The sequence below is a fragment of the Streptomyces sp. JW3 genome (assembly GCF_052216785.1).
In the GTDB taxonomy this organism is placed as follows: Bacteria; Actinomycetota; Actinomycetes; order Streptomycetales; family Streptomycetaceae; genus Streptomyces.
Genome location: NZ_JBQOUX010000198.1, coordinates 4247 through 5681, shown reverse-complemented (window position 1 = coordinate 5681; position 1435 = coordinate 4247). Strand labels below are relative to the sequence as shown.

At 74.1% G+C, this 1435-nt stretch carries 1 protein-coding gene; it reads right to left on the bottom strand.

Annotated elements, in window-relative coordinates; translation table 11 throughout:
* The coding region (locus ACTT8P_RS37785; RefSeq protein WP_442836321.1) for a condensation domain-containing protein at positions 1 to 1435 on the bottom strand (1435 nt) is incomplete at both ends.

Genomic DNA, 1435 nt, shown 5'->3' with positions numbered 1-1435 from the left:
AAGAATCCCGACAGTCCTTCCAACTGGGCATCGCCGCGACCTGCGATGCCGGTACCCACCGGGATGTCGGAACCGGCGCCCATCCGGGACAGCAGTACCGACAGCGCCGCGTGCGCCACCATGAACATCGTGGCCCGGCCACGGGCCGCGAGGGCCACCAGACGGGCATGGGTGTCGGCGTCCACCTCCACCGGGACGCTGCCGCCCCGGAAGGACGGTTCGGTGGCGCGGGGGCGGTCCACCGGCAGCCGCAGCTCTGGCGGCGAGTCCGCCAACGCGCCCAGCCAGTAGTCCAGTTGGGCGCTCATCAGGCTTTCCGGGTCATCCGGGTCACCGAGCGTCTCCCGCTGCCACAGCGCGTAATCCGCGTACTGCACCGGCAACGGCTCCCACTCCGGCGCCCGCCCCGCACACCGCGCCGCATAGGCCACCCGCAGATCGCCCGCCAGCACCCCCATCGACCAGCCGTCGGCGACGATGTGATGCACCACCAGCAACAGCACGGCTTCTGTCGGCGCCAGCGTCAACAGGGCCGACTGCCAGGGGAGTTCCGTACTCAGGTCGAAAGCGTGCTGCGACTGCTGGGCGAGGTCGTCCGCCAGTCGGGACTCGTCGGTCTCGATCACCGCGAGCGGAGGCCGGGCGGAGTCGCCCGTCAGGATGCGCTGCCACGGTTCGCCGTCCGTGTCGGGGAACACCGTGCGCAGGCTCTCGTGCCGGTCCGCGAGGTCCCCGAGCGCCTCCTCCAGCGCGCCGCGGTCCAGGCGACCGATGAGACGCAGTGCCAGTGGCAGGTTGTAGGCCCCGGTCGCGTCCGCGCCGGTGCCGGCCATCCGGTTCAGGAACCACATGCGGCGCTGTGCGTACGACAGCGGCACGCGCTCGGGTCGGTCAGGCCGGTCGGCCGGGCGCAGGGGGGCCCGGGAGCCGTCCGCCGCGTCCGCGAGCCGGCGGGCGAGGCCGGCGGGCGACGGGGTGGCGAACAGGTCGCGGACGCTCAGGTCCGCGTCGAGCACCGCGCGGATCCGGGCGGTGAGCCGCATGCCGAGCAGGGAGTCGCCGCCGGACTCGAAGAAGCCGTCGTCGGGGCCGACCCGTTCCAGGCCCAGGACGTCGGCGAAGAGGCCGCACAGGATCTCCTCGACGGGCGTCGAGGGCGCCCGCCCGCGGCCGCCGACGGCCTCGGGGGCGGGCAGAGCCGCCTTGTCGACCTTGCCGTTGACCGTCAGGGGCAGTCGGTCGAGGACCGTCACCACCGCCGGGACCATGTACGCCGGCAGCCGGGTGGCGGCGTACGCGCGTACGGCGGCTGGGTCCGGGCCGTCGGCGGCGCGTACGGCAGCCGGGGCCAGGACGTCGTCGGCTCGTACGGCGGCTGGGTCCGGGCCGTCGGCGGCGCGTACGGCAGCCGGGGCCAGGACGTCGTCGGCTCGTA